Origin of the sequence: Sediminibacterium roseum (assembly GCF_009939005.1) — a bacterium.
GTDB lineage: Bacteria > Bacteroidota > Bacteroidia > Chitinophagales > Chitinophagaceae > Sediminibacterium > Sediminibacterium roseum.
Genome location: NZ_JAACJS010000015.1, coordinates 1,176,543 through 1,199,469, shown reverse-complemented (window position 1 = coordinate 1,199,469; position 22,927 = coordinate 1,176,543). Strand labels below are relative to the sequence as shown.

Genomic DNA, 22,927 nt, shown 5'->3' with positions numbered 1-22,927 from the left:
GCATTGAGACGGCGTTCTGCGATTCGCGCCTCTTTTATTGAAATCGTCTACTTTCGCTGTACATGACCAAGCTTCCCCCCACGGCAGATGCACCTTATTTTAATTTCCAGTTCGCACTCCTGTGCTTCAGCAATTTCCTGTTCAGTGTAAGCTTCAGTATGATGATACCTGAACTGCCCGGTTACCTGACAAAACTTGGCGGCGCCGAATACAAGGGACTGATCATTGCGCTTTTCACCTTAATGGCCGGCATCTCGCGGCCCTTCAGCGGTAAGCTGACCGATACGGTGGGCCGTGTGCCCGTGATGATCTTTGGTTCGCTGGTTTGCGTGGCCTGCAGTTTGTTGTATCCCATACTCACCACGGTAAGCGGCTTTTTACTGCTTCGTTTTTTTCATGGGTTTTCAACAGGCTTCAAACCCACTGCAACTTCTGCCTACGGTGCAGATGTGGTGCATGAATCGCGCCGCGGAGAGGCGCTTGGCGCGCTTGCGATCGGTTATACATTGGGCTCTTCCATCGGGCCGCTCGGTGGCAGTTTCCTGGTGATGAATTACTCCTACAACCTGATGTTCTATGTATCTGCGCTCTGCGCTTTGGGCTCAGTGATCATTCTCTACAACATCAAGGAAACACTGCCGCATCCGCAGAAGTTTTCTTTCGCATTACTGCGGATCCGCAAAACGGAAGTGTTTGATAAAACCTCCATCCGCCCTGCCATCGTAATGTTACTGTTGTGTTTTTCGATCGGTGTGGTGTTAACGCTGTCGCCCGACCTGAGCGAATCAGTAGGTATGCACAACAAAGGATTTTTTTATGCATGTTATACTATTGCTTCGCTGTTGATCCGCCTGGTTGCGGGCAAATCATCAGACAAATACGGCCGCGTGATCGTGCTTATCTTTTCTTCGCTTGCCATGGTGGCCGCAATGGCGCTGCTGTCCTTTGCACATTCCATCTTTATGGTCATACTCAGCGCCGCCATCATGGGGTTCAGTGTGGGAATGAATGGCCCCACACTCATGGCATGGGCCGTAGACCTCTGTAAACCCGAAAACCGCGGCCGCGCCGTTGCATCTGTCTACATCGCCCTCGAAGTGGGCATCGGCAGTGGCGCCCTAATTTCGGGATGGATCTACCAGAACAAACCCGGAAACCTGGTATATGCATTCGCGGTACCCGGCCTGCTCGCCCTGCTCTCAATGGTGCTCCTTCTCAACTGGAGAAAAAAAGAAAAACGACACAAGATGGATGAAGCGGAGCAATTGTATGATGTGAACGAATAGTGTAGGTGCACGCCTTTAAATTCGATGTTGTTGCACACACTCATTTACAAAACCGAACGGTCCAACTTTATACCAACCTGTACATCTTTCCCGGCATCAAACAAACCAGGTTCTGCATTTCCAGGTTCAGCATCGCTGCTGCCATGCTGCTGGCCGACAGGCCGCTCTGCAGGTAGAGCAGATCGATGGGGAGCATGTCTTTCTCTTTCAGCAACTGCACAATTTTTTTTTCATCTTCTGTCAGTTCGATGAACAGTTCGCGCTGTTTTTTTGCAACGTTTTTTTTCGCCTGCCATCCCATCGTTTCCATCAATTGGCCTGCCCCGGTTAACAGCATTGCCTTGTGCTGCCTGATGAGTTGCAGGCAGCCACTGCTTTTGTGGTCTGTGATCTTTCCCGGAACAGCAAACAGGTCGCGGTTGTAATTGTGCGCCAGCTCTGCGGTGATCATGCTGCCGCCTTTGCTCGCGGTCTCTATCACAATCGTGGCGTCGGCCATCCCGGCTACGATCCTGTTTCTCTTGGGAAAATTATGTTTGTCGGGTTTTGTATTCCTTCTGAATTCAGTCAGCAATCCACCCTGCAAGAGCATGTCTCTCGCAAGCATTTTGTTTTGTGAAGGATAAATGCTGTCCATCCCATGCGCCAGCACGCCCACGGTTTGCAATCCATTTTGCAACGCCGCTTTGTGCGCGATGGAGTCGATGCCGAAGGCGAGCCCGCTTACCACTAAGATGTTCTGCGTTTCAAGCGCCGCGATCAATTCTTCTGTAACCTGTTTTCCATAATCCGTATGGTGCCGTGTACCGATGATGCTTACGATCCGGCCCGTATTAAGGTCCGCGTTTCCCCTGTAGTACAGCATCGCCGGCGGATCGTAACAATGCAGCAAACGCTGCGGGTAATTTTTGTGGGTGATGAACAATGGCTGCACATGGTGCTTCTGCATAAATACCAGCTCTGCTTCCGCTTCTGAAAGATCTGTATACTGCCTGATCTTACGTGCACAGATCTCTCCAATGCCTTCTACCGCGGCGAGGTCCTTCTTTCGGGCAATAAAAACGGAGGCGGCATCCCCAAAATGTTCTACCAAGAGCTTCGCGCGTATGGGACCAAGATCCGGGATCATTGTCAAAGCAACTTCATAAAGCAAATCGTCTTTCATGCGCAGCAAAATAGTTGCGCAAGCTCATCAAAAATCAGATTGAGATTTGACGTATTAATACTGCGTAGAATGACGTACTGCTCGTTTCGGAACATCACAACACCAGACCGATATGAAACCGATCAACACGTAGACAACCGCTCGCATTAAAATCTGCTCAGCATATAATGGTAAAACAGTGAAAATCTTGTGCTGGAAAGCTTTGCAGACGGGCTTGCATAATTGGAAAGCGTAGTTTCTCCGCGCACTTCTATCCTGTGTTTATCAAACAGATAACCCAGACCGCCGCCAAAGCTCCAGTAGGGATTACCCAGAACAGGGAAATTAGGTGTAACACCTGTATTTTTTACGGTGGACCCATTTACGATCGTGTTGACGGCAACCAAAGGATTTACAAAAAAAGTGGATCGCTTTGCCGGACTCACAAGAAACATTGCGCCCAGCGTGAAGTCAACCATACTTAGTTTTTTATAGAAATCCATCTGTTTGCTTGCACTTGATGCGATGTATGGACTCGTACCTTTTAAAAGTGCAGTTGAAAAGCCCAACCCAACAATCCCCTTGATTTGCGTATACCTGTTGTTAGGGCCAAAATGCATAGAAACAGAGATCCTGGGATCTGTTGAGCCATTGAAATCGGTGCCGCTCAAAAAGTCTCCCAAACCTCCTCCGTCACTTTTGATACTTGTCCCGGTAAATTTCATATACGATACACCCGCGCCAATTTCTATTCGCATGGGTTTGATACCTGTGTTCTTGATTACCGTTGAACCTCCAGATTTTTCATTCAATTTGATCACGGCATCTTTGAGTGAATAATACTCATATTGAACATTCATCAGGTCAGCTTTCATTGTTTCATCAGCACCTTCCTCGTTTGCATAGTTGATCAAAATATCGCGGTATTGTTTGTCTTGCTCGGTCACGTTGGTGCCAGACAGCTTTACCCTTGCCGGCAATTCGTTGATTGGACCATTGCTTTTGCTGGTAAAATAAACCGTACGCATACTGGTGCGCAACTCATAAAGCGAAATTTTTCCTTTCACAAGCTGTAACAAAAAAGCAGTATCTGTTGCTCTTTCTTCTGAATAAGCTTCTTTTGCCTGGTCAATCTCAAGGCCGTTGGTGTAATAAGATACAATGGCTGACACATAGTAATCTATGTTGTCGCGGCCAAATGCAGCTATATCATTTGCGGTGAGTTTTTCTTGCTGGCCTGCTTTTGTAAAAGTGATCGCTTTTACCGTTTTATCCTTGCCCGCAAAAGCAATTTCGCCTTTTACGGTTTCTCCGTTTTTTCTAAGGATGAATCCTGGGTATTTATAGGACTGCGCGTTTAGGTTTGAACATAGGTTGATAAGCACCGTGCACAGAATGGCAGCAGATTTGAACATAGTAGTCGTTTTGGTAAAGCAAGTTTACGAAAAAAAAGAAACAGTATCTCAACATACGATAACAAGTAAGCAGGAAACAATGACCTTGTCTTTTTTGTAGAAGATTCCTGTATTGGCATCACGGATGGCAGTATGCACGAAGAATAATGTTGTAAAAACAGTTGTTTTCAACGTTCGGGCACTGCTTTCGTTTTGGAATCACATTTGGTACTGTCGATATTTACAGTGGATATTAAAGTCCAACCACAGTAAACGTAGTCCGCCTGTTCTTCGCCCTGCCTTCTTCCGTTGCATTGTCGGCAACCGGTTGTGTGGCGCCATATCCTTTGTAAGACATGCGGTTGATGTTAACGCCTTTGCCCACCAGGTAATCCACAATTGCCTTCGCGCGGTTCGTAGATAACCTGAGGTTGTCTTCCGCCTTACCTACATTATCTGTATGCCCGCCGATCTCAACTTTCAGCGAAGGGTTTTCTGTCAATACCTGCAGCAGTTTATCCAGCTCGGCATAGGCGCCTACCGGCAATTCAAAAGAATTTGTTGCAAACTGCACGTTGTTGAAAGTGGTTACCACATTCATCTCCACAGGCTGTAAGTAAATATCCTTTTTATAAACGCTGTCGGCTTCTTTGTTCTTTAATGGATAGAATTCACTGTAAAACAGGTAGCCTTTCCGGTTCACCGTAAACGTATAATCTTTACCCGTTGGAAGTGTGATGAAATAATCTCCCACCTCATCGGTACTCACTTTCATCAACGCATCGTTGTTGCTGTTGTCGATCAGCTCAACAGTGGAGGGCAACGGTTTGTTTGTTTTTTTATCGATCACTTTTCCTTTCACATAAAGCGTCCTGTACGGGCGGATATCCGGCCTCAGGTCAAACCTGTAAAGATCATAGCCGCCACGGCTGTCGCTCTTATCGCTGGCATAATATGCGGTTAGCCCGTCTGCAGACACGGCAAGGCTTCCTTCGTTCTCAATGGTATTGATCGGGTACCCGAGGTTTTCCGGTTTGCCCCATTTGCCGGACACATCTTTGCGCACAACAAAAAGATCCGAATTGCCATAGCCCTGTAATCCATCCGAGGTATAATACAGGGTCTGGTTGTCTGCATGAATGAAAGGCGTTTGCTCATCGCCTGCAGAATTGATCTGCGGCCCCATGTTTTCCGGCTCGCCCCATTTTCCATTGGCCAAACGATGGCTCACCCATAGATCCCTTCCGCCATAACCGCCCGGGCGATCGCTTACAAAATACAGGGATCGTTTATCAGGACTCAAGGTTGGCCCGCTTTCGTAAAAATCGGTGTTGATCTTATCGCCCACACTTTGCGGCTCGCTCCATCCCTGTGGTGTCTGGTAGGAGATGTAGATGTCGAAACTTTTATAGCTCTGTGTTGAAAGTTGCCCTGCAAAGATCAGCCACTCGCCATCCTGCGATACAGACAATGCGCCTTTGTTGGTTTCTTCATTGATATCGCCCGCGATGGCTTTCCATTTTCCAAAATTTCCCTTGGTGCGCATGGTGCTCTCAAAAAAATCTTCACGCTGGTTACCGCGCCTGGTAAACACAAGCAGGCTGTCGGTAACAGTTACCGAAGGATAGTATTCCGATTGCACCGTATTCACACTGTCGCCCAGGTTAACCGGCGCAAAATTGTACCGCGAATCCTTGTGCTGCGCTGCGTAATTGATCGCGAATTCATAAGAGCGTTTCCTGTATTGTGCGCTCTTCAGGCTTCTTTCGTTGAGGCGTGGGTATTTCAGGAAATGGTTCACTGCCTGCAAGGCTTCTTCAAACCTGCCAAGCCCCGCGAGGTTGATGGAATAGGGGAGGCTATACACAATAAAATAAGCAGTGTCTTTTGTTCTTGCCCTCTCATAGAGCTTAACGGCCTGATCGTACTTTTTTAATTCTCCCATCGCGCCGGCGAGGGAAAGATACGCATCTACAAAACTGCTGTCTTCCTTGATCGACTGCGCCAACAAAGGAACGGCATCTTTGATGCGGCCATCAGACAAAACATCCAATGCTTTCTCGTAAGTCTTGATCGCCTTTGCATTTACTTTTTCAGGATCATACACCTGCGAAAAACCGGCGGCCGAAATAAACAATGCAGCAACTGCTAAAAATGCTTTCATAGGAGGAAAGTTCGGGAAAAAGGTGTTAACGAGCTGTTAGGGATGGAGGCAAATACCCTGTTCAAATCCTAAGGCACATCAATGTACTTGTGAACCTGCAAACTCAGTTCCCATTGCGGGTGGGCCTTGATATAGTCTACGATCAGCGGCGTCATTTCGGCGGCTTTGTCCCACTCGGGCTGGAGATATAGTTTGCATGTTTCATTTACCTGCGATGCATATGTTTCTGCCCATGTAAAATCGTGTTTGTTCAGTATCACAACTTTCAGCTCGTTCGCAAAAGGAACCATTTCCGGAACGGGCGCCTTGAATTTTTTCGGGGATAGGCAGATCCAGTCCCATGAACCACTCAACGGCGACGAGCCCGATGTTTCAATATTTGTTTCAAACCCTGCTTCCTTCAGTTTTGTGGTGAGGGTGGAAAGATCGTGCAGCAACGGCTCACCGCCCGTAATTACAGCGAGGCGGCCGGGATGTTCTTTTGCGCGTGCAACGATGTCTTCAACGGAAATGCGTGGGTGTTTGCCAGCGTCCCAACTCTCTTTCACATCGCACCAGAAGCACCCCACATCACATCCCCCCAGCCTGATGAAATAGGCCGCCCGCCCCTGGTGAAAGCCTTCGCCCTGGATGGTGTAAAAAGACTCCATTACCGGTAGTGCTGATTGATCGGGAGTGTTCATGAACTGCAAAGATAATGTATTGGCGCCGCGGGCCACCCGCTAAGGGCCGCACGCTTTTTTAAAAGAAAAAAAGATGGATAAACAAGCTGAAAAAAGAAAGGCTCCAGCGGCTACAGCTGTTCACGGCTAACGTAGGCCTGCAGTGTATTCTTCAACAGGCCCGCGATCGTCATCAACCCAACGCCACCCGGTACAGGTGTGATGGCAGATGCTTTCCCGGCCACTTCCGCATAAGCAACATCGCCTTTGATGCGGAACCCTTTTTTTGCCGTGGCATCTTCAACGCGTGTAATGCCTACATCGATGATAACGGCGCCGTCTTTTACCATTTCTGCCTTCACAAACTCCGGCCTGCCCAGTGCGGCAACAATAATATCGGCCTGTAAGCAGAGCTCGGTAAGATTGGGTGTGTGCGAATGACAAAGTGTAACCGTACAGTTCCCTCTTTTCAGGTTGCTGCTGAGCAGGATGCTCATCGGTCGTCCTACAATATTACTGCGGCCTATAACCACCGCATGTTTACCCGTTGTTTCAATGTTGAAATGTTCGAGCATCAGCATGATTCCATAAGGCGTTGCAGGGATAAACGTTGGAAGGCCCTGCACCAGTTTTCCTGCACTGCCCGGGTGAAAACCATCCACATCTTTCAAAGGATCGATGGCCTCGATCACTTTCTGTTCGCTGATCTGTTTTGGCAAAGGCAACTGCACAAGAATACCATCCACGCCCGCATCTGCATTGAGTGAAGCGATCGTATCAAGCAGAACAGCTTCCTGCACATCTGCATCCAGGCGGATGAGCGTAGAGCGGATGCCCACTTCTTCACAGTTTTTTACCTTGCTCGCAACATAAGTTTCACTCGCACCGTTGTTGCCAACCAGTACCGCCGCCAGGTGCGGGGCACGTTTGCCGGAGGCAAGCAATTTTGCAGTTTGTTGTTTGATCTCTTCCTTGACCGCCGCAGAAGCGATCTTGCCATCTAATACTATCATAATGGCGCAAAAATATCTGAAATGATGTTGCCACGCTTGTTTTTAGTTACCGTTCACATAAAAAACCGGCCAAAACGCCCTTTCGTTCGTGTAATTTATCATGGAAAATGAAAAAAATAATCTATTGCATATTTTTTTCATTAAATACTGGTAACCAATAGATTTAAATATATTTTAAAAACTTTATTAACAATATTTTTGGAAATTACGCAGCATTTTTTAGCAGAAAATGGTCTAAAACAGCTCCGGGCGTGTAGAAACTTGCCTCCCGAAGTGTTTAATTAATTTTTTATTAACATTTCGGTCAAATAGTTATATTCGCCTACTCAAAAGTTTATCCAAAAACTAAAAACACATGAAGAAAATTGTATCCACACTCTTAGTGGCAATGCTTTGCTTTGTACTAGGAGCCACTGCCCAGACCACACGCACGGTGTCGGGTAAAGTAACGGATGAGAAAGGAGATGCGATTCCCTTTGCTTCCGTGGTTGTTAAAGGGGGAAGCCGTTCGGGCGCTTCTGCTGATGCCTTTGGTGTATTTTCCGTTAAAGTAAAAAGAGGTGATGTGATCGAGATCTCAGCAGTGGGATTTCAGACAACGTCGATTACTTACGCGGATCAGAACTCTCTCGGTATTTCACTGAAAACAGGTGACAACACTCTTTTGAAAGAGGTGGTGATTACCAGCGCCTTCGAAACAAAACGAAGCGCACGCAGTACGAGTGCCAGTGCGCCGACCATTTCAGGCGACCAATTGAACACCGTTCGTACGCTGAATGTGAACAATGCCCTCGCAGGTAAGGTTCCGGGTGTACAGGTGAGAAGCCAGGCGACCGGTAAACTCGGTCAGGATAACGCCATTCGTCTGAGGGGTGAAAACAGCCTCGGTTCTTCTTCAGGAGCGATCTATGTAGTGAATGGTACGATTGTAGCTTCTGCACAGGACATCAACCCTGATGATATCGAAAGCATCAGCGTATTGCAGGGTCCTTCTGCTTCTGCGCTGTTCGGTACACAAGGCGGAAACGGTGCGATCGTTATCACTACCAAAAAAGCGAAAAGGAACGAACGTGGTATCGGAGTTACTGTTAACTCGGCCTCATCTTTCGAAAGCGTAGCAAGGCTCCCTGAATACCAGAACTCATATGCTGGTGGATCAAGCCCTACTATGGCTACCTTCAATTACAACGCGGCAACCATGCCCTCTTACTGGGCACCACTCGCTGGTAAACAATACCACGATTATACAACCGATGAAAGCTGGGGACCAGCCATCACGGGCCAGGAATATATTCCTTGGTATGCGTGGTATCCTGGAACGCAATACACAGGTAAAACAGCTTCCCTCACTCCCCAACCTAATAACATCAGGGAATTCTACAAAACTGCTGCTAACCTGAACAACAACGTTGTGTTCTCTAAAGCGACAGAAGGCGTTTCTACACGTATTTCTTACTCGAATATCAACCAGACAGGTCTTGTACCCAACACAAGGTTGAACAAGAACACGCTCACTACTTCTACAAGTGTTGACCTGAACAGTCATTTCGTGATGAACCTCAACCTTAACTATGTTACACAAACCGTATTCGGAGATTTCTCTGATGGTTATGGTAACAATGTAACCGGTTCTTTCAATTCATGGTTCCACCGTGATCTGGAAATGAGCAAACTCATCGAGTTGTCTGAGATTCGTGACCCGTATGGCAACATCGGTAGCTGGAACAAACCAAACCCTACCTCTTATGGTACAACTTTGGCCAGTCAACAGAACTTCTTCAAAGCGAACTACTGGTACAATTCTTTCACATACCAGAAATACTTAAACAACAGGAGCCGTAAAGACAGGTTGTATGGTGATTTCTCTGTGACTTATAAGATCAACAACGACCTTAGTGTAAGAGCGCTTTATCGTAAGAACCAGAATACAACGTATGTTGAGAACATCACACCTTCTATTCTGCAATCGAGCGGATACCAAACAGGTCTCGCGGCGAGCTACTCTACTTCTAACTCTTTCTCAAACCAGGAGCATTGGGAAGGTCTCGTAACGTACAACAAAAGGTTCAATGACTTCTCTGTGAGCGGTAATACAGGTTTTGATTTTTACAATGCTTATCAAAACGGTGTCAACGCAGCTACTGCGGGTGGTTTGAACGTAGAGAACCTGTATTCTTTGCAGAACTCTAAAAACGCGATCACTTACGGAAACACCAGGTCTGCTGAGAAATTCCGCGCTTTGTTCGTAACAGCAAACGTAGGCTACAAAAACTTGCTCTTTATCGATGGAACGATCCGTAAAGATTATTCATCTACACTTCCATCTGCTAACAACTCTATCCTGAGTAAGTCAGTAGGTGCGAGCTTTGTATTCAGCGATCTGCTGAAAACATCAGTGCCTTGGTTGAACTTTGGTAAGTTGAGAGCTTCATGGGGTGAGATCCCGCAAACGTTGGATCCATACCAATACCCAGGATTTAACTATCCGTTGAATGCCAACCAGTACAACGGAAACTTCATCATGAACACACCTGACCAGGTGGTTGATTCTTCGATCAAAGGTTCTGTAAACACAGCGAAAGAGATCGGGCTCGATCTAAGATTCTGGAAAAACAAGCTCGGTTTGACGTTCACTTACTGGGATCAGACCAACAAAGGTTTCCCGCTTTCTGCACAAACTTATGCAGGAACAGGATTTACCAGCAAGCTGATCAATGCGGGTGAAGTACGTAAAAATGGTATCGATATCACCTTGAACCTGCGTCCGCTGAGCAGTAACGACTTCCAGTGGGAGATCACAGGAGCATTTGGTAAGATCATCAAAAACGAAATCGTCAGCCTGAGTACAGATACAACCGTTAAGCAGATCACCTCATCAAGCCCTGCAAGATTCGGTGTGCCTGGTACAGGTTACCTGACACCTCAAATGGTTCACCGTGTAGGTATGCAGTGGGGTCAACTGATGGGTAATACAGAACAAACCATCAACGGACAACCGGTACTCGATGCGAATGGTTTCTATGTTCGTAACGGAACTCCTCAGTTCCTGGGTAGCGTAATCCCAGAATTCACTGGTGGTGTACAAAACACATTCTCTTACAAAGGATTTACTTTGAACGTGAACATCGACTTCCAGAAGGGCGGTAAATTCGGTTCATTGTCTGAAGCATGGATGGATTATGCAGGTTTGAGCGCTGCAACAGGTGCACTCAACGACAAAGGCAAGAGCGTTCGTGATGCGGTTGCATCAGGCGGCGGTGTGCATGTATTTGGTGTAGACAATACAGGTAAACCTGTTGACTACTATGTTGATGGACACGACTATTTCAAACAGTTTGCAGATGTAAGCGGTATCCAATTCTCTAAATATGTACACGATCTGAGCTTCATCAAACTGCGTGAATTGGCGTTGAGTTATGACTTCAATGTGAAAAAGCTTGGCCTTGGAAAAGCGATACAGTCTGCAAGACTGTCGTTCATCACCAACAACCTGTGGCTGATCTATGCAAACACGAAAGCGTTTGATCCATCAGAAATTAACAGTACGTATGGAGATTCGGGAGGTCAATATCCTTCAACAAGGTCATATGGTATTAACTTGCGTGTTGGGTTCTAATCAGTTAACGTGAGAACAGGATTCTAAAAACATTAAACATCAAATTAGTAACGATGAAAAAATTTCTTAAACTAGGTTCAATCGCAACAGCTATTGCAGCGACTGCCCTTATGGGAACAGGTTGCAGTAAGTTGGAAGACTTTGGTACTACCAATGTCAATCCAGGCGGTACAACTACACCAGTTACGGCGGCCTTGTTAACCAACGTTGAATCCGGCATGGGTGCTGGCTACGGCGTAGGTATACAGCCCGGCTATTATGCACAATATTTTGCAGAAACACAGTATCCTGCCCTGTCATTATATGGTGCACCGATCGTGTCTTTACCAAGTTATTCATCGACTTTGTATGACCTGCAGAACATCATCAACCTGAATTCCGATCCGGCTACAAAAGCGGTAGTAGCTACATCGGGCGGAAATGCAAACCAGATCGGTATCGCTCGTATTTTGAAAGCGTATATCTTCTGGACCATTACAGACAGGTGGGGCGACATCCCTTACTCAGAAGCCTTGAAAGGAAGTGGCCTTCCGAAATACGACAAACAACAGGATATCTATGTAGACCTGGTGAAAGAACTGAAAGAAGGGGCATTGCAGTTAGACGATGCAAGTGCGCCATTTAAAGGTGATATCATCATGAACTACGCGGGCACCGGTACGGCTGCAGCTACCAACGCGAAATGGAGAAAATTCGCCAATTCAGTTCGTTTGCTGATCGCATTGCGTACAAGCAAAGTGTATCCTACTGCAGGACAGTGGGCCGCAACAGAGTTCAACGCTGCATTGACTGCTACCGGTGGGTTGATGACCGAGAACACTGATAACGTGATCCAGACTTACCCTAACACAACTTTTGCGAACCCTTGGTACACAACTTATGTTGCTGCAGGTGCAAGGTTTGACAACGCGGTAAGTAAAACGCTGACAGATACTTTGTCTGCTTACAACGACCCACGCCTGGGCTCTTACGCGAGCACACCAAACGGTATGCCTTACGGCTTGAACCAGGCGGCTGCACAAGCTGTATACGACGCAACCACAACTGCATTTCCTTTCAAAGGCAAAAACTCACTTGCTACAGATCCGATCACCATCCTGAACTCAGCGATGATCACTTTTGCAAGAGCCGAAGCGGCGGAACGCGGATGGACAACCGAATCAGCTTTGTTAATGTACAACAAAGGGGTAACGCTTTCATTGACTCAATATGGCGCTACTACCGGCCAGGTTGCCACTTACCTCGCACAACCAGTGGTTGCGTATGGTACAGACAATCTGCACAAGATCGGCGTTCAGCGTTGGTTGGCTACTTATCCTAACGGTATAGACGCGTGGGCAGAGTACAGAAGAACAGGCTGGCCTGCTTTGAAACCAGCGGTTAATGCAACCAACACCAGCAAACAGATCCCCCGCAGGTATCAATACAATACTGAGGAATACAACCTGAATGGCAAAAATCTTTCAGCAGCGATCTCGCTTTTGTCTGGTGGCGACAGCCAGGATTCGAGGATTTGGTGGGATAAATAATATTCACTGCAATTCTTTCGGCCCCCGCTTTTTGTGCGGGGGCTTTTTTTTGCCATTGCCTCGTCCTAATAAAAATTTACCACAGGCCAGAAGCCTGTCTTAATATGCGGTAAAAATCCCCGCAATAACTGCCAACTATTAAATACATTTGCTGTTCCCAAAAAAACAACATGGAACAGCAGCCTACCCAGTTAAACATCGAGATCAGTGAAGAAGTGGCCGAGGGCAGTTATGCAAACCTTGCCATCATTACACACAGCAATGCAGAGTTCGTGATCGATTTTGTGAATGTGATGCCGAGCACACCAAAGAGCAAAGTAAAATCGCGTATCATCTTCACGCCTATGCATGCCAAGCGTTTCATGAAAGCGCTGGCCGAAAACATCGAAAGATTCGAAGCCGCCAACGGAACGATCAAAGACCTCGAACACATTGAAATACCCATGAACTTCGGGGGACCAACGGCGCAAGCGTAAGTGATAATTAGGAATTAGAAATTAGGAATTAGGAATTGGAGAAAAGCAGGTACTTCACCTGCTTTCTCTATTTGGAGGTTGCCGTCCTGTTTCGAAGCTGGAACAACACGCAATTCCTAATTCCTAATTTCTAATTTCTAATTCCTAATTATAACATGCCTTCATCAGCAAAACTAAAATACCCCTCTTTGCTTACGATGATATGATCCATTATTGTTATATCGAGCAGGCTGGCGGCTTGTTTTATTTTTTGGGTGATGACTTCGTCGGCGCGGCTGGGTTTGGTATTGCCGCTGGGGTGGTTGTGGCAGAGAACGAGCGCGGTGGCGTTGTGTTCCAGCGCTTTTTTCAGAATGATCCTGGGATCGGCCACTGTGCCGGTAATGCCGCCTTCGCTGATGATCTCTGTATGCGTGATCTTGTTGCCCCTGTTTAAAAATACCACTGCAAAAACCTCCTGTTGCCGGTACTCGAGGTGGGCACGAAGAAAATGGGCAATATCGGCGCTGCGGGTCACATGGCTGGCGCGGCTTGCCGAGGTGCTTCTCCGTATGCCAAGTTCCAGCGCCGCCGCAATATTGATGGCTTTGGCCTCCCCAAGGCCTTTTACTTTTTTGTTCACGATCTCCTGCACGCTCATCGACGTTAGTTTGCGGAGGTCGTTTCCTACGGTGAGCAATAATTCTTTCGCCACCTGCACCGCAGAACGGCTGGGCGTGCCGGCATTGATGAGGATGGCGATGAGCTCTGAATCGCTGAGCGCCTCGGCCCCTTTCAGCAGCATCTTTTTACGGGGCTGATCGTCGTCGGCCCACTGTTTAATGGAAAACTTGTTCATACTAAAAATTTATAAAAAATCAAATCATAATTTCTTAACCTTATCTCTATCTTCGCCGCATATTCCGCATTCATTATGAACCCATCCGTTAAGATATTCTCCGGCACTGGTTCTCAAAAGCTGGCAGAGAAAATTGCGCAACGTTTTGGCGCCCCCATCGGTAAGATCAACATCCAGAAATTCAGTGACGGCGAGTTCCAGCCCATTTTCCTGGAAAGCATCCGCGGCGATTATGTTTTTCTTGTACAAAGTACATACGCCCCCACTGATAACCTGATGGAGCTGCTCCTGATGATCGATGCAGCCAAACGCGCGAGCGCCCACAAGATCATTGCCGTTATACCTTATTATGGGTTTGCAAGGCAGGACAGGAAAGACAAGCCGCGTGTTGCCATCGGTTCAAAACTGATTGCCACTTTGCTGGAAGCCGCGGGAGCCGACCGTATAATTACCATGGATTTACACGCACCGCAGATCCAGGCGTTTTTTGATGTTCCGGTGGATCACCTCGACAGTTCTGCGATCTTCATTCCCTACATCGAACAACTGAAACTGTCCAATCTTTCCTTTGCCGCACCCGATGTGGGCAGCACCAACCGTGTACGCGAAGTGGCCAGCTACTTCAATGCCGAAATGGTGATCTGCGACAAACACCGCAAGCGCGCCAACGAGATCGCCAGCATGGTGGTGATCGGTGATGTATCGGGTAAGGATGTGGTATTGGTAGATGATATCTGCGATACCGGCGGAACGCTTGCCAAGGCAGCGGCCCTTCTCAAAGACAAAGGCGCAAAAACGGTCCGGGCCATGATCACACACCCTGTGCTGAGTGGAAAAGCTTACGAGAACATCGAAAACAGTGTATTGGAGGAACTCGTTGTTTGCGATACCATTCCGTTGAAACACGAGAGCAACAAGATAAAAGTGATCTCCGTTGCCGACCTGTTCGCCATCGCCATCCGCAATGCGTATGAAAACAAGAGTATCACCAGCCTGTTTATACATTCGCAGCTGCGAGGAAGAGACAAATAATAATTAGGAATTAGTAATTAGAAATTAGGAATTATTGAATATGCAAGATGTTGACTTTTAATGCATTTGTAAGCGATGAGTGAGAAGTCAACACCTTTGCCTCTAAATTATTAATTACTAATTCCTAATTCCTAATTATTAGTTACCTTCGCCGTCCAAAAAATAAAACAATGAAAACAATTACAATCGAAGGTCACCTGAGGACCGAACATGGCAAAAAAGCCGCCCGCCAGATTCGCTCTCAGGAAAATGTGCCTGGTGTAATTTACGGGGGTGCTCAGGAGGTAAATTTTTACGCTTCTGCAAAGGCTTTCAAGCCTTTGGTGTACACTGGTGAATTTCAGCAGGCTGAAGTTACAGTAGACGGTAAAAAGTACAATTGCATTTTGAAAGATCTGCAGTTTGACAAAGTAAACGATTCCCTGATCCACGTGGATCTGCTCGAACTCGTGGGTGATAAGAAAGTGGTTGCTACCATTCCGATCAAATTTGTGGGTACTTCTGTAGGTGTGAGAGGTGGTGGTAAAATGATCACTAAACTTACAGCGCTCAAGGTTAAGGCTTTGCCTAAGGACCTCGCTGAATCCATCAATGTGGATGTTACCAACCTCGACCTCAACGGAAACATCCGTGTGGAAGATGTGAAAGTGGATGGTATGGAAATCCTGAACTCACCACGTATTCCTATCGCTTCTGTTGTGTTGACACGCCAGCTGAAACAGGAAGAAGCTTCTGCAGCGAAAGACGAGAAGAAGAAATAATTTTCTTTTTGATATTGAAAGAGCCCGGCGAAATGCCGGGTTTTTTTTGCCTGTTACCGATCCTGATCGCTAACAATAATGGGGAGAAGAATGGCCTATTTAATTTCTATTTGAAACAGGCTCACGCTCGCATTGTCGTAATGCGCAGGCAATCCTTCTGTGTTGTTCAATTTGATCAGTCCCAGGAAATCAAATCCGCAATTGGTGTAATGCGCGATTAATTTTTCATTGCGGCCAACTGTGTCGAGCCGTACGTATTTTTTCTGGTTGTTCCGCGCATAATCTTTTGACCAGTCCACAATTTTCTTCACAAGGTTATGCCCGCGGTGATCGGGCTGTGTGGTAATGCGGTGAATGTAAACAGAAGGGTCGGCATTTTTTTCCTCCCAGATCAACGGGTCATCGAATGTGGTGGCCCAGATGCAAAGTACATTTCCGTCATCGATCAATTTCCACTGGCGGTTTTCAGCGATCTCTGTTTTGATCAGTTCAGGATCGAACTCCGGAAATACAGCGGTGCTCCGGGGCCTCATGTATTCTGTGGCGTGGCGGTAGAGGGTGAAGATGAAGTCGAGGTCGGAAGGAGTGGCGTTTTGGATTTGCATGGGTGTTTGTATGTTTTATTCTATAAATCTTATTTTATTTGCTGGATCACTAGTCCTTTTTCAATTACCAGTTTGGTGTTTTCCGGGATGCTTTTCGAATTCACAAAGTAACCGAAAGGTATGGCGGTGAGAGAGTCGCCGATGAAAATTCGGGCCATAAAAATCCCCTCACTCTGCGGCGTGCTTTTCACTTCAAAATCTTTCTTTGCTTCCTGTCCGTGCTCCAATTTAGAGAACGCGACCGTACCATCCGGCGCCAGCACAACAATACTGTCGATGGTTGTATTGCTTTGGTTTTTTATGGACAAACGATGGGTTCCCGTGCCCGAGCACGCAGAAAGTAGTAAAATAAGCACGAGTATAAAAAAGACCCTCATAAAACCAGTTTGTTGGAACCGGCGAAGTAGCCGATGTAATTCCATGTGTGAAGCATTTCTGGGTTTGCTGCCCAAATAGAGTCTAAATATCGCAAATGTGCGGCAGGCAGTGCTGCCACTCATCAAGTAACAGATCTATAGGATACAAAGAGGCTTGGAGATGGGCCATCTGTCAAATAAAAAAGCTGAAACATTGAAATCAACATTTCAGCTTTATCCACTGAAGCTTTGGCTTGAGGTGGATCACCTACGCCAAGGCTTCGGTGATCTAATAGCGAGAACGAGATTTGAACTCGAGACCTCAGGGTAGTCCTACATTCTGCTAACGGCCCATCTTTCGCTTTTTCAATAACTCTTCAATACCATCAGAAGTTGTCATAAACCGAAAAGTACCGATTTTGGAATTTTTATCCAGTATTAAACTCGTTGTTTGCGGGCCTGCTTTACTGAAAAAGGTTTGAAACACATACACATTTTGCGGATCCGTTTTGTCGATACCGAGAAAAACAAAAGACTTAAGCGTTCCGAATTGTTCCAGGGCCTCGGCGGTTCGCTCGTTTGACCACATTGGATGGTTTTTGGTAAGCGATTGAGTAAATGGCCTGGACAGGGCAATTATGCTGTCACCTTTTCCTTCGTTATAAAATCGTTGAAATTTTGCCATTACCTGTTCGTAATCCTTTTTGGTTTGAGCCGCGAGTGTGAAGGGAAGCAGGAAGATCAGGAAGGTCAGAGATTTCATACTAAATGATTTGATTTATAATATATGAAATATTTGCAACATAAAATGTGCCAGAAAACCATCCACGCGTTATTGGTTGCTGATCAACAACGATCAACATCCGCAAAATAAAAAGCCCATCAGATGATGGGCTTTTTGTAGCGAGAACGAGATTTGAACTCGTGACCTCAGGGTTATGAATCCTGTGCTCTAACCAACTGAGCTACCTCGCCATTGGTTGTTCCCGGGTAGCCATGGGGCTAACGGGCTGCAAATATAGGAGGTTTGGGTAAAAGGAAAAACCTTAGTAGGCCAAAAGTTTGTGGATCCGACCGGTTACTTTTTCGGCGGTGGGCAACATGGCAGCCTCCAAAGCGGTATTGATGGGCACGGCGGGCAGGTTCCGGGCGCCCATTACCTCTACTTTCGCATCGAGAAAATGGTAACAATGGTTGGAGATCCGGAGGCCGAGCGCCTCGGCAAAACTGTTGTTCTGCTGCTCCTCGCTCAACACAAGCACTTTCCCGTGGCGGCGTACGGCATTGAAAACGGTCTCTTCATCCAGCGGGAACAAGGTCCGCAGGTCTACGATCTCTACCTGGCCGGGCAACTGTTCGGCTGCGGCTTTTGCCCAGTAAACGCCCATACCGTAGGTGATCACCGCCACCGTTTCCCCTTTCCTTATCCGGGCCGCATCCGCTTCGAGCACAATGTTGGCCTTGCCCAGGGGAAGAATGTAGTTCCGGTCTGGCTCTATCGTCCGTGCATCATCGGTGCCGGGCACTTTGCTCCAGTAAAGGCCCTTGTGCTCCAGCATGACCACCGGGTTGGGGTCGAGAAAAGCTGCTTTCATCAGTCCTTTCATATCGGCCGCATTCGATGGATACACCACCTTGATCCCTTTTACGGTTAGTAAAGTACTTTCTATGCTGCCACTGTGGTAAGGGCCGCCGCCCCCATACGCGCCGGTAGGAACACGCAATACCATCTGCACGGGGAACTTGCCGTTGGAGAGATAGCATGATTTCGATGCTTCTGTGATCAACTGGTTCAGTCCCGGGTAAATATAATCGGCAAACTGTATTTCTACAATGGGTTTCATGCCAAGCGCCGAGAGCCCGATGGTTGAGCCAACAATGTATGCTTCCTGGATGGCCGTGTTAAATACGCGGTGATTGCCGAATTTGTCTGCCAGCGTCGCCGCTTCGCGGAAAACACCGCCGAGGCGGCCGCCTACATCCTGGCCGTACAAAACGGCTTCGGGGTATTCTTCCATCAATTCTTCTATGGCGTGTAATGCGGCATCCACCATCATCACACGTTCTGTATTTTTTGAAACGCGTTTTCCTTTTTCTTCTGTAACGGTTGTGGGTGCGAATACATGGTCTTCCACTGCATTGATATCCGGATCCACGGCGTGTTGTGCGCGGGTAAAATCGGCCGTTACTTTTTCAAGCGCCTCCGCTTCTGCCTGGTTGATCTCGTGTTCCGCATAACCAACGCCAGTCAACAGCAGGCGGAGCTTGGGCAGCGGATCATACAAGCCGTGTTTCAAAAGATCTTCGCGGTTGCGGTAAAACTCCCTGCGTACGCCGCTTGTGTGGTGGCCGAGCAAGGGAACTTTTGCGTGCACGAGTACGGGCCTTCGTTCAGCACGCGCGTACGCGATGGCGGTTTCCATCGTTTCGTAACTGCGGATGAAATCGCTCCCATCGCACTGCAAACGTTTGAGGCTCTTGAAGCCCGCGGCATAATCGTATGCATTGCCTGCACGCACCTCATCGGCAGACGCGCTGATGCTCCATTGGTTGTCCTGCACCAGGTAAATGATCGGCAACTGTTTAAGCACCGCTACCTGCAGCGCTTCACTTACTTCTCCTTCGGTAACGCTTCCATCGCCCAAAGAACAAACAACGATGGGCAGTTTACCGTCGTCCGATTTCCGCAGCAGCGGCGATTGTGATTGTTCCAGGAACTGGATGCCCTGCGCAATACCCGTAGTTGGTATTGCCTGCATACCGGTGGCGCTGCTCTGGTGTATGATGGATGGCTTTGACGTATTCCGGCTGCTTGGGTGGCAGTAATACGACCTGCCGCCCGAAAAGGGATCTTCTTTTTTCGCCAGCAACTGCAGCATCAGTTCATAGGGCGTAAATCCTACTGATAGTAAAATGCTGTCGTCGCGGTAATAAGGGCTCACCCAATCGCAGGGCAGCAACTGCATACCGGTGGCGAGTTGAATGGCTTCGTGTCCGCGTGAGGTGGAATGTACATACTTACATACCTGCCTGTTGGCATCGTAGGTGTCCGCCATCGATCGCGCGGTAACGAGAAGTTTATAGGCGTGGAGAAGACGGTCTGGCGTAAGCATGTTTGAATATCAGCAGCAAATATACCGAACATCACACAGCGAACAACGGGCAGCCAGCATGAATTGTGAAAGATTGAACCTTATTGCCAGCGGATCAATAATCATGCATCAATCACCATATACCCGCTGCCTGTTGTTGAATGTTCAGCGTGGTTATTTCACTTCGAGCGTAAACACTTTCTCTTTCCCGAAAAAGCCTTCGAGGAGGTCATTGGTAACACATTCGCCAACACCTGCAGGCGTTCCGGTATAAATCAGGTCGCCGATGTTGATGGAGAAATATTGGGAGATGTGCGATACAATGGTATCAAAAGAAAAGATCAGGTCTTTGGTATTTCCCACCTGCACCGTTTCGTGGTTCTTGTCGAGCGAGAACAACAACGGCCCCTGGCGCAGTTCGGGTGTGAACGGGATCCATGTTCCGGTTACGGCCGAATTGTCCCAGGCCTTTGCTTTCTCCCATGGCAATCCTTTTTTCTTCAGCTCGGCCTGTACGTCGCGCGCGGTGAAATCGATGCCGATGGTGAAGGCATCGTAATACTCGGATGCGGCAGGTTCTTCAACATATTTCCCGTTCTTGCAGATACGCAAAACCACCTCTGCCTCGTAGTGCAGCTCGTTTGTGAACTGCGGGTAATAAAAAGGAGTGGAGGGCTGGAGCAGGGCCGATTTCGGTTTCATAAAAATAACCGGCTCCTCGGGAACCGCGTTCCCCAGTTCTTTGGCGTGGTCTGCATAATTTCTTCCGACGCAAAATATCTTCATAACATCGATTTTACATTTGTGAGGTGTACCGGGATCACAGCAATTAAATTTTTAGACCTGCCTGTTGTTCCCTGGCGAGGCTGATTATTCAAAAGTAAGGTTATTCGTGTTGCCCATGGTTCGCTCCAATCCTGTTGCTGCAAAAGATTCAATTACCTCCACGCATTTTTCTATTTTCTTTTGCACCACCGGTACTTCAGCCGGTGTCCATTTGCCGAGTACAAAATCTACCTGCCTTCCTTTTGGAAAATCATTGCCGATGCCGAATCGGAGCTTGGGATACTGATCGGTGCCCAGGGTAAGCTGGATGTCTTTCAGCCCATTGTGCCCGGCATCCGTTCCCGACCCGCGCAGGCGCAGTTTGCTCAGGGGCAGCGCGAGATCATCAACAATGGTAAGCGTGTTTGCCACTTCGATCTTTTCTTTGTCGAGCCAGTATTTGAACGCTTTCCCACTCAGGTTCATGTAGGTGGTGGGTTTGATGCAAACGAATATTTTTCCCTTCCATTTCACTTCCGATACCTCTGCGAGGCGGTCCATTTTAAAGAATCCGCCGTGCTTGAGCACAAAAGCATTCACCACATCAAAACCGATGTTGTGCCGCGTGTGGCGGTATTCGTCGCCGATATTGCCCAGGCCGATAATAAGAAATTTGCTCATACGTTGTCAAAAATAGCGTGCATTGCGCAGACGGGCAAAACAGGTTGGCCGCCGGGATGGCGTTCCGGAAAGTTAAATATTGACAATAACCGTGTTAACAACAATTAATGCTTCCCTGTTCCCGCCACATGTATTAATTTCACCTCGTTTCAAAACCAAAACATGCTGCGTTCTCTCTACCTGAATATTTATCATTTCTGGGCAGGCATCGCCAATATCGGTGTGAGCGACCGGCTGAGTTTTCACGAGGCCAAGAAAACGCAGTTGCTCAACATCGTGGTAGCGAGCGGAATTCCGTTGAACGTTGTTTTCTGTATCCTCAACTTTTACCAGGATAAAACATTACTCGCCGTTGTTAACCTTTTGCTGGGATTGGGCGGTATCGCCATTCTTATCATCAACAGTTACCGGCGGTTTTTATTGAGCCGGCTGATCATGACCTTCCTCGCCAGCGTGCTTTTTATGATCGGCGCTGTTTTTTTTCGCAATGGCGGTGAATATTACCTGGTGACCAACCTGCTGGTGATCATCATTTATTTCAACGAACGATGGTACATTTTTCTTATCTGCCTGTTCAACTGTGCATTGTTTCTTGCGGCGAAAATATTTTTGGCCTATTCCACTTTTGAATACGGAACAGTGCCTTTTGGCAGGGTGCTCTTTAATATTTCCTGGGCATTGGTAACGATGGTGCTTGCGCTTATGTTCTTCAAGAAAGAGCAGGCGGCGTACCAGGAGCTGATCGAACAAAAGAACCAGGAACTCGAATCGCTGAACCATACGAAGGAGAAACTGTTTTCCATTATTGCACATGACCTGAGGTCGCCCATTGCGCAGCTGAAAAATTCGCTCGATATGGTGAGCAACCAGTACATCTCGCCTGAAGTGTTCAGGCAGATCTCGGCCAAGCTTTCATCGGAGGTTGACCAGCTGCACAGCACACTGGATAACCTGCTGAAGTGGAGCATCAGCCAGTTTCATGGGATCAAGGCAGAACCGGAAGTGGTTGCCTTAACGCCTATTGTAGAACGGAAAGCCCTGCTCTTTGAACAATTGCTTGAGCAGAAGAAAATAGTGTTGAGCTGGCAGTTGAACAACCTTTCTGTTTTTGCAGATCCTGATCATGTTTTACTGGTGATGCGCAACCTCATCTCCAACGCCATCAAATACAGTTATGAGAACAGCAACATCACCATCCGGGCAAACAGGCAACAGGATATGGTTCTGATAGAGATCGCCGACCGTGGAATGGGCATGACCGAAGCTGTGCGTACCAGTGTTTTTGCCGCGGCCGATATCGTCTCCAACACAGGTACATCAAACGAAAAAGGAACGGGGCTGGGATTGAAACTGTGTAAGGAGTTTATCGAAAAAAACGGAGGTAAGGTTTGGCTGGAGTCGGAAGAAGGTAAGGGAACGGTGATTTTTATTTTGCTGCCCGCAGGGTAGCGCCTCAACCGGTATACTTCGTTTTTGCATTTGTAATTTATATAAGGTAATTTCAATATTGAAC

19 protein-coding genes and 1 tRNA gene are annotated in these 22,927 nt (G+C 47.4%); 7 read left to right on the top strand and 13 right to left on the bottom strand.

All coding sequences use genetic code 11. The features are described from left to right. Window positions 1-62 precede the first annotated feature (62 nt). On the top strand, window positions 63-1,286 hold the full coding sequence (locus GWC95_RS16440) for an MFS transporter (RefSeq protein WP_161819804.1): 1,224 nt from the start codon (window positions 63-65) through the stop codon (window positions 1,284-1,286). A 67-nt stretch (window positions 1,287-1,353) separates the two neighbouring features. On the opposite strand, the gene dprA is transcribed toward GWC95_RS16440, so the two are convergent. The 5 genes from dprA to GWC95_RS16415 all read right to left on the bottom strand — a co-directional run bounded on the left by dprA (window position 1,354) and on the right by GWC95_RS16415 (window position 7,663). Further along, window positions 1,354-2,451 carry a DNA-processing protein DprA gene (gene dprA / locus GWC95_RS16435; protein WP_161819803.1) on the bottom strand — a complete coding sequence of 366 codons (1,098 nt, stop codon included), beginning with the start codon at window positions 2,449-2,451 and terminating at the stop codon, window positions 1,354-1,356. 146 nt (window positions 2,452-2,597) lie between these two features. After that, window positions 2,598-3,845, bottom strand: coding sequence for a hypothetical protein (locus GWC95_RS16430; protein ID WP_161819802.1), 1,248 nt, complete (start codon window positions 3,843-3,845; stop codon window positions 2,598-2,600). A gap of 232 nt (window positions 3,846-4,077) precedes the next feature. After that, complete coding sequence (locus GWC95_RS16425; RefSeq protein ID WP_161819801.1) at window positions 4,078-5,988, bottom strand: OmpA family protein; 1,911 nt, start codon at window positions 5,986-5,988, stop codon at window positions 4,078-4,080. A 68-nt stretch (window positions 5,989-6,056) separates the two neighbouring features. Continuing rightward, the gene (locus tag GWC95_RS16420; RefSeq protein WP_237722184.1) at window positions 6,057-6,671 is read right to left on the bottom strand and encodes a 7-carboxy-7-deazaguanine synthase QueE; all 615 of its coding nucleotides are present in this window, start codon (window positions 6,669-6,671) and stop codon (window positions 6,057-6,059) included. A 110-nt stretch (window positions 6,672-6,781) separates the two neighbouring features. Beyond that, the gene (locus tag GWC95_RS16415) at window positions 6,782-7,663 is read right to left on the bottom strand and encodes a bifunctional 5,10-methylenetetrahydrofolate dehydrogenase/5,10-methenyltetrahydrofolate cyclohydrolase (protein ID WP_161819800.1); all 882 of its coding nucleotides are present in this window, start codon (window positions 7,661-7,663) and stop codon (window positions 6,782-6,784) included. 355 nt (window positions 7,664-8,018) lie between these two features. Here GWC95_RS16415 and GWC95_RS16410 point away from each other — a divergent pair, with 355 nt between their 5' ends. The 3 genes from GWC95_RS16410 (at window position 8,019) to GWC95_RS16400 (ending at window position 13,284) form a co-directional block, all read left to right on the top strand. Further along, window positions 8,019-11,279 carry a SusC/RagA family TonB-linked outer membrane protein gene (locus tag GWC95_RS16410; RefSeq protein ID WP_161819799.1) on the top strand — a complete coding sequence of 1,087 codons (3,261 nt, stop codon included), beginning with the start codon at window positions 8,019-8,021 and terminating at the stop codon, window positions 11,277-11,279. Window positions 11,280-11,332: 53 nt separating this feature from the next. Next, the gene (locus tag GWC95_RS16405; protein WP_161819798.1) at window positions 11,333-12,808 is read left to right on the top strand and encodes a SusD/RagB family nutrient-binding outer membrane lipoprotein; all 1,476 of its coding nucleotides are present in this window, start codon (window positions 11,333-11,335) and stop codon (window positions 12,806-12,808) included. A gap of 170 nt (window positions 12,809-12,978) precedes the next feature. Continuing rightward, window positions 12,979-13,284: a DUF3467 domain-containing protein gene (locus GWC95_RS16400; protein WP_161819797.1), complete on the top strand. Its 306-nt coding sequence runs from the start codon at window positions 12,979-12,981 to the stop codon at window positions 13,282-13,284. A 148-nt stretch (window positions 13,285-13,432) separates the two neighbouring features. On the opposite strand, the gene radC is transcribed toward GWC95_RS16400, so the two are convergent. Then, window positions 13,433-14,122 (bottom strand): RadC family protein, encoded by a 690-nt coding sequence (gene radC / locus GWC95_RS16395; protein ID WP_161819796.1) that lies wholly within the window; start codon window positions 14,120-14,122, stop codon window positions 13,433-13,435. 75 nt (window positions 14,123-14,197) lie between these two features. On the opposite strand from radC, the gene GWC95_RS16390 reads away from it, so the two are divergent. After that, window positions 14,198-15,154, top strand: coding sequence for a ribose-phosphate pyrophosphokinase (locus GWC95_RS16390; protein WP_161819795.1), 957 nt, complete (start codon window positions 14,198-14,200; stop codon window positions 15,152-15,154). A 170-nt stretch (window positions 15,155-15,324) separates the two neighbouring features. After that, the gene (locus GWC95_RS16385) at window positions 15,325-15,915 is read left to right on the top strand and encodes a 50S ribosomal protein L25 (RefSeq protein WP_161819794.1); all 591 of its coding nucleotides are present in this window, start codon (window positions 15,325-15,327) and stop codon (window positions 15,913-15,915) included. 95 nt (window positions 15,916-16,010) lie between these two features. Here the strand turns inward: GWC95_RS16385 and GWC95_RS16380 are convergent, their stop codons facing one another. From GWC95_RS16380 to pth, 7 genes are all read right to left on the bottom strand, one after another. Beyond that, window positions 16,011-16,520: a GNAT family N-acetyltransferase gene (locus GWC95_RS16380; protein ID WP_161819793.1), complete on the bottom strand. Its 510-nt coding sequence runs from the start codon at window positions 16,518-16,520 to the stop codon at window positions 16,011-16,013. 29 nt (window positions 16,521-16,549) lie between these two features. Further along, window positions 16,550-16,897 carry a hypothetical protein gene (locus tag GWC95_RS16375; protein WP_161819792.1) on the bottom strand — a complete coding sequence of 116 codons (348 nt, stop codon included), beginning with the start codon at window positions 16,895-16,897 and terminating at the stop codon, window positions 16,550-16,552. 322 nt (window positions 16,898-17,219) lie between these two features. After that, window positions 17,220-17,561, bottom strand: coding sequence for a hypothetical protein (locus GWC95_RS16370; RefSeq protein WP_161819791.1), 342 nt, complete (start codon window positions 17,559-17,561; stop codon window positions 17,220-17,222). Between the two features lie 216 nt (window positions 17,562-17,777). Further along, a tRNA-Met gene (locus tag GWC95_RS16365) sits at window positions 17,778-17,851 on the bottom strand. 71 nt (window positions 17,852-17,922) lie between these two features. Beyond that, window positions 17,923-19,989 carry an alpha-ketoacid dehydrogenase subunit alpha/beta gene (locus tag GWC95_RS16360; RefSeq protein WP_161819790.1) on the bottom strand — a complete coding sequence of 689 codons (2,067 nt, stop codon included), beginning with the start codon at window positions 19,987-19,989 and terminating at the stop codon, window positions 17,923-17,925. 153 nt (window positions 19,990-20,142) lie between these two features. Next, complete coding sequence (locus tag GWC95_RS16355; RefSeq protein ID WP_161819789.1) at window positions 20,143-20,754, bottom strand: fumarylacetoacetate hydrolase family protein; 612 nt, start codon at window positions 20,752-20,754, stop codon at window positions 20,143-20,145. 84 nt (window positions 20,755-20,838) lie between these two features. Continuing rightward, a complete protein-coding gene (gene pth, locus GWC95_RS16350; protein WP_161819788.1) occupies window positions 20,839-21,414 on the bottom strand; it encodes an aminoacyl-tRNA hydrolase in 576 nt (191 codons plus the stop codon). A 162-nt stretch (window positions 21,415-21,576) separates the two neighbouring features. Here pth and GWC95_RS16345 point away from each other — a divergent pair, with 162 nt between their 5' ends. Then, the gene (locus tag GWC95_RS16345; protein WP_161819787.1) at window positions 21,577-22,863 is read left to right on the top strand and encodes a sensor histidine kinase; all 1,287 of its coding nucleotides are present in this window, start codon (window positions 21,577-21,579) and stop codon (window positions 22,861-22,863) included. The last annotated feature ends 64 nt before the right edge of the window (window positions 22,864-22,927 follow it).

Bases quoted from the DNA above. Each gene is read 5' to 3' on its own strand.
- dprA (WP_161819803.1), bottom strand. From the start codon at position 2,451: ATGAAAGACGATTTGCTTTATGAAGTTGCTTTGACAATGATCCCGGAT.
- GWC95_RS16440 (WP_161819804.1), top strand. From the start codon at position 63: ATGACCAAGCTTCCCCCCACGGCAGATGCACCTTATTTTAATTTCCAG.
- GWC95_RS16405 (WP_161819798.1), top strand. From the start codon at position 11,333: ATGAAAAAATTTCTTAAACTAGGTTCAATCGCAACAGCTATTGCAGCG.
- radC (WP_161819796.1), bottom strand. From the start codon at position 14,122: ATGAACAAGTTTTCCATTAAACAGTGGGCCGACGACGATCAGCCCCGT.
- pth (WP_161819788.1), bottom strand. From the start codon at position 21,414: ATGAGCAAATTTCTTATTATCGGCCTGGGCAATATCGGCGACGAATAC.
- GWC95_RS16345 (WP_161819787.1), top strand. From the start codon at position 21,577: ATGCTGCGTTCTCTCTACCTGAATATTTATCATTTCTGGGCAGGCATC.
- GWC95_RS16370 (WP_161819791.1), bottom strand. From the start codon at position 17,561: ATGGCAAAATTTCAACGATTTTATAACGAAGGAAAAGGTGACAGCATA.
- GWC95_RS16380 (WP_161819793.1), bottom strand. From the start codon at position 16,520: ATGCAAATCCAAAACGCCACTCCTTCCGACCTCGACTTCATCTTCACC.
- GWC95_RS16360 (WP_161819790.1), bottom strand. From the start codon at position 19,989: ATGCTTACGCCAGACCGTCTTCTCCACGCCTATAAACTTCTCGTTACC.
- GWC95_RS16355 (WP_161819789.1), bottom strand. From the start codon at position 20,754: ATGAAGATATTTTGCGTCGGAAGAAATTATGCAGACCACGCCAAAGAA.
- GWC95_RS16420 (WP_237722184.1), bottom strand. From the start codon at position 6,671: ATGAACACTCCCGATCAATCAGCACTACCGGTAATGGAGTCTTTTTAC.
- GWC95_RS16390 (WP_161819795.1), top strand. From the start codon at position 14,198: ATGAACCCATCCGTTAAGATATTCTCCGGCACTGGTTCTCAAAAGCTG.
- GWC95_RS16375 (WP_161819792.1), bottom strand. From the start codon at position 16,897: ATGAGGGTCTTTTTTATACTCGTGCTTATTTTACTACTTTCTGCGTGC.
- GWC95_RS16430 (WP_161819802.1), bottom strand. From the start codon at position 3,845: ATGTTCAAATCTGCTGCCATTCTGTGCACGGTGCTTATCAACCTATGT.
- GWC95_RS16425 (WP_161819801.1), bottom strand. From the start codon at position 5,988: ATGAAAGCATTTTTAGCAGTTGCTGCATTGTTTATTTCGGCCGCCGGT.
- GWC95_RS16400 (WP_161819797.1), top strand. From the start codon at position 12,979: ATGGAACAGCAGCCTACCCAGTTAAACATCGAGATCAGTGAAGAAGTG.
- GWC95_RS16385 (WP_161819794.1), top strand. From the start codon at position 15,325: ATGAAAACAATTACAATCGAAGGTCACCTGAGGACCGAACATGGCAAA.
- GWC95_RS16415 (WP_161819800.1), bottom strand. From the start codon at position 7,663: ATGATAGTATTAGATGGCAAGATCGCTTCTGCGGCGGTCAAGGAAGAG.
- GWC95_RS16410 (WP_161819799.1), top strand. From the start codon at position 8,019: ATGAAGAAAATTGTATCCACACTCTTAGTGGCAATGCTTTGCTTTGTA.